General features: G+C 40.3%; 2 protein-coding genes and 2 pseudogenes. 2 read left to right on the top strand and 2 right to left on the bottom strand.

Annotated features, from left to right (window positions below):
• Positions 1-376: 376 nt before the first annotated feature.
• Positions 377-787 (bottom strand): annotated as a pseudogene (locus FB6_RS09715) (Fic family protein); the annotation flags it as partial.
• 291 nt (positions 788-1,078) lie between these two features.
• Here FB6_RS09715 and hpaI point away from each other — a divergent pair.
• Positions 1,079-1,831 (top strand): 4-hydroxy-2-oxoheptanedioate aldolase, encoded by a 753-nt coding sequence (hpaI, locus tag FB6_RS09710; RefSeq protein ID WP_302476190.1) that lies wholly within the window; start codon positions 1,079-1,081, stop codon positions 1,829-1,831.
• An 11-nt stretch (positions 1,832-1,842) separates the two neighbouring features.
• Positions 1,843-3,291, top strand: coding sequence for an NAD-dependent succinate-semialdehyde dehydrogenase (locus tag FB6_RS09705; protein WP_174559801.1), 1,449 nt, complete (start codon positions 1,843-1,845; stop codon positions 3,289-3,291).
• A 140-nt stretch (positions 3,292-3,431) separates the two neighbouring features.
• Here FB6_RS09705 and FB6_RS09700 read toward each other — a convergent pair.
• Positions 3,432-4,583 (bottom strand): annotated as a pseudogene (locus tag FB6_RS09700) (IS3 family transposase); the annotation flags it as partial.
• Positions 4,584-4,931 lie beyond the last annotated feature (348 nt).

Raw genomic sequence — 4,931 nt, 5'->3', positions numbered from 1 at the left:
TCAATTGCTCAACCATCAAATAGAAAGTTGACCATGAGATGCCTGTGTATCACTTGAACTGAGGATCAGAAAGCTTGTTTGAATCGATGTATTTCATCCGCAGATTATGCACGAATGCTAAGAAATCCGGAGTGCAAATATTAACCAAAAAGAAGATCGTTTTTTGATTTATGAAAGAGATCTATTGAATAAGTTAATAAAATTAGGTTTGTGGTAAGGTCAATTCTTTGTATGATAGATTCTATGTGTAGGCTTCTTCATTCTGAAATTATATCGCTGAACAATTTTTTGATAACAGCATTAGGCAACAAGGCTCTAATAAATAAAATGTCCTAAGCAGCAGTACAAATAAAGAAATATATAAATGGGAGTAACTCTAAATTCCTAAAATTATCTGATATGGTTTAAATCCTTCGATCACTGCTTCAGAAATCAATTGGATAAAAGCTTCAGTTTTGTCATAAGCCATCCACTGATCCAAAGCTTCATAGTAAGCCACGCGATTTTTCAACTGTAATAACGCAAGGTGGATATCCAGATTTCAGCAACTTAAGGTTCATCAATAGACGTGATGTGCGTCTATTACCATCAATAAAAAATCCAGGTGTACTTTAGCTGCACGTTCAATAGGATGACGCTGATGCGCTTCCGACTTGTACCAACCGACTAGTTGAGCCATTTTGTCATTCAACAATGTATAGTCAGGTGGGGTAGTCGTAGCACCTGAAATCAATATATTTCGTTGGTGGTAATGACCTACATTGCCATCATCAATATTTTTTAGAATGCTGAATTTTTACGGTATTTTTTGCGGTACAATGATGTGGGTTGGGTTTAAATATTTATAATAAACAATTAGTTAAATTGTATTTACGGTGCGCGCTGAGGGAGCGTGATGTAGTATCGCTGTCTGTTGCACGTGAAGTTTATTTCGATTGCGTCATCTCTAAGCCGGATGCCTTTTGGTAGCGTTGGTTCACTTGTTCTGTTAACCATTGATTGTAGCCTCGGATAAAGGAGCTGAGTCATGCTTGATACGACAAATTACTTTAAATAGAAACTCAAAACATCTCAGCAAATTGGGATGTGGCTCGGTATGGCAGATGGCTATACTGCTGAAATCACTGCCAATGCTGGTTTTGACTGGTTATTGATTGATGGTGAACATGCACCGAACGATTTAAAATCGATTCTGTATCAACTACAAACCATTGCAGCTTATCCGTCGCAAGCGGTGGTTCGTCCTGTAACAGGTGATGTTGGCTTAATCAAACAACTGTTGGACATTGGTGCGCAAACGTTGCTTATTCCAATGGTTGAATCAGCTGAACAAGCTGAGCTCATGGTGAGCGCAACACGTTATCCACCTGAAGGGATTCGTGGTGTTGGTCCAGCACTGGCACGTGCATCACGCTGGAATAACATTTCAACGTATTTGAATGATGCTGACGAACAGATCTGTGTGATCGTGCAAATCGAATCGAAAAAAGGTTTAGAAAACCTTGATGAGATTTTAAAAGTTGAAGGGATTGATGGTGTCTTTATTGGCCCAGCAGACCTATCAGCAGCATTAGGTCATCGTGGTAATCCAGGTCATCCTGAGGTGCAAGAAATTATTGTTTCAAGCATTAAAAAAATTCGTGCAGCAGGCAAAGCAGCGGGTATCCTATCTGCTGATGAAAAACTTGCGAAACAATACCTCGCAATGGGTACAGAATTTGTGGCAGTCGGTGTTGATACCAGTTTACTGATGAAATCAATGAACCAACTGCTGGCAAAATTTAAAGATGGCGTTGCTGCTCCTGTGAGCACGACTCCAAGCGTCTATTAAGGAGAATATAGATGCAACTGAATAATCCAAGTTTATTGAAACAGCAATCGTATATCGATGGCGTATGGGTAGATGCAGCAGATCAAAAGTCATTTGCTGTGACGAATCCTGCAACAGGTGAAAGCATTGCAACCGTACCAAGCGTATCAGCAGCACAAGTTGAACAAGCGGTTGAAGCGGCAGAAAATGCATTAAAAACGTGGAAATTGACCACGTCAAAAGAGCGTTCACAGTTACTGCGTAAATGGTTCAATCTGATTGTTGAAAACCAAGAAGATTTGGCTGTGATCTTAAGTACAGAACAAGGTAAACCATTGACTGAGAGTCGTGGTGAGATTCTGTACGGTGCAAGCTTCATCGAATGGTTTGCTGAAGAAGCAAAACGTACGTATGGCGATGTGATTCCGCACGATAAGCAAGGCCGCCGTTTAGTGGTGATCAAGCAGCCGGTGGGTGTAGTGGCTGCCATTACCCCGTGGAATTTCCCCAATGCGATGATTACCCGTAAAGTCGGTCCTGCATTGGCTGCAGGCTGTACCGTGATTATCAAACCTGCATCAGAAACGCCGCTGTCTGCATTGGCATTGGTGGCACTGGCTGAACAAGCCGGTATTCCAAAAGGCGTGGTCAACGTTGTAACAGGTAGTTCACGTGAAATTGGCGGTGTATTAACCACGCATCCAGTGGTGAAAAAAGTGTCATTCACAGGTTCAACGCAAGTGGGCAAAGTGCTGATGGAACAATGTTCATCAACCATGAAAAAGCTCAGCATGGAACTGGGTGGTAATGCGCCATTCATCGTGTTTGAAGATGCGAACTTGGACAAAGCGGTTGAAGGTGCAATTGCCTCTAAATTCCGTAACTCAGGTCAAACCTGTGTCTGTACCAACCGTATTCTTGCGCACGAAAGCATTCATGATGCTTTTGTTGAGAAACTTGCGGCTGCGGTAAAAAAACTTAAAGTTGCCCCAGCATTTGAAGCAGGTGCAGAGCAAGGTCCATTGATTAATGAAAAATCAGTGGAAAAAATCCAAGAGCATATTGCAGATGCTGTTGAGAAGGGTGCAAAAGTGGTTGTGGGTGGTAAACGCCATGCACTTGGTCAAACCTTCTTTGAACCAACTTTGCTTGCGGATGTGACGCCAGATATGTTGGTTGCTAAAGATGAAACCTTTGCACCGCTTGCACCTGTATTCAAGTTCAGTACTGATGAACAAGCGATTCAAATGGCAAACGATACTGAGTTTGGTTTGGCATCGTACATCTATACAGAAAGCTTAAGTCGTGCTTGGAAAGTGGGTGAGGCTTTAGAATACGGCATGGTCGGCATTAACGAAGGCTTGATCTCAACTGAAGTTGCACCATTTGGTGGGATTAAAGAGTCGGGTTGTGGTCGTGAAGGCTCGAAATACGGTATCGAAGACTACCTGGAAATCAAATACATGTGCATGAGTATTTAAGCTTAAGCAGCATTGCTTGATTTGAAAAATAAGGATCTTCGGGTCCTTATTTTTTTATAAAAAACCTTCTAAAAATAATAAGTTTAAGGACAGAATAACATGATCTGGACTGCTCCCAGTATCCTAGATGCAAGACAGCTTCATTTTAAAGCTGCTTCAAAGGCTTCTGGGCTCATCCCATAAAGGTGCGAATCACGCCTAATCCGATTGTAAAAACATCTCGATATAATCAAACACATTTACACGTGCCATTTCACGTGTTTTATAAATCCTCTTTTTAATCCTTTTCTTCTTCAAGCTGCTAAAAAAGGAATCTGCAACAGCATTATCCCATGAGCAGTATACTGCGTAAGGCCTCTAAGACTCCTACTCGGAACAAAGTTATGCTTTTGACAGAATTTCTGCCAATCCCCGCCGCTGTATTGTGAGCCTGAGCAGCACTGCTGCGCTAGTGAGTGATGATCACAGGATATTGGGTCTGCGCCGCCATACTGCCATAAGAGGTGCATCCAAAACCATATCCTTTGCAAGCGGCGGTTCCATTGATCAACCGATCACTTTTCTTGAATATAAATCAAGAACCACAGTCAGATATAGCCAGCCTTGCCATGTACGTATGTAGGTAAAATCAGTCACTGAAGAGGTATCAGGCGTGTTTACAATAAACTCTCGATTTTAATGGTTGAATAGAACGATTTAAGGGCGACCACAGTCATAACTCTTGTGCGTTTTATAGGAGCAAAGTCGTTGTTCTTCATGATCTTTAGCACACGATTAGGTCCACAACTTTCGCCCAGCTCTTTAAGATCCAGCTTAGTGCGACGATAACCGTAAATGCCATAACTCGTATCATAAAAAGAGAGGATGTGTTGTAATAACTGCTTGTCTTCAATCGTCCTGCCTGATTCAGGTTCATGCGACAAGGCATAATAGCCAGCACGAGCAATATTAAAAAACCGACACATCATTTTAATTTTAAATTGATGGCTGTATTCAAGGATAAACTGATACTTTACTCGGGTAGCCTTGCAAAGCGGCGTGAAAGCAATGCTTTCACTTTCAGATATCCCATTACTCTTCAGTTTGTTTAAGCTGACTTTTAAGGCGAAGGATTTCTTTCTTTGCTTCGAGAAGTGCATGTGCATCAGAAATATTGCATAAAGTCTTTACGGTCTTTAGCTATTTATAAATCTGTGCTGTGATACACCTAAACGTTCTACGACATCTGGGACAGAATAGCCACGTTCAGTAATTAATTTAACAGCTTCATCTTTAAATTCAGGGGTATATCGTTACCCATTTATAATGTTCTCTCCTATACAAAATAATAGACGATATTGGTCTAGGAGAGTGGTGGCAGTCCAGTTGAAAATAGAATGTAAAGTTGTTTCTTATCTATATGATGTAAACGGTTAGTGCAAAAAGAGATGTTGATTACAGTGATTGAAGTCACATGAATAAAAAAAATGTAGAATTATTTAGTTTGAAAAAAAACATGAAATTTCATGTTATTGTTTTTAATGAAAAAAATGCCTAAAAAAATTGATTAGTAAACTAACAATAACTACAATAGCACCAACAAAAAACCATTGTTTTTAAAACAAACTTTAAAAATTATTAATAAAAATTAGGGGTAAAAA

The sequence above is a fragment of the Acinetobacter bouvetii genome, from assembly GCF_902753875.1.
Classification (GTDB): Bacteria; Pseudomonadota; Gammaproteobacteria; order Pseudomonadales; family Moraxellaceae; genus Acinetobacter; species Acinetobacter bouvetii_A.
The sequence above is the reverse complement of the archived record's forward strand: the minus strand, read 5'-3'. Positions and strand labels throughout refer to the sequence as shown.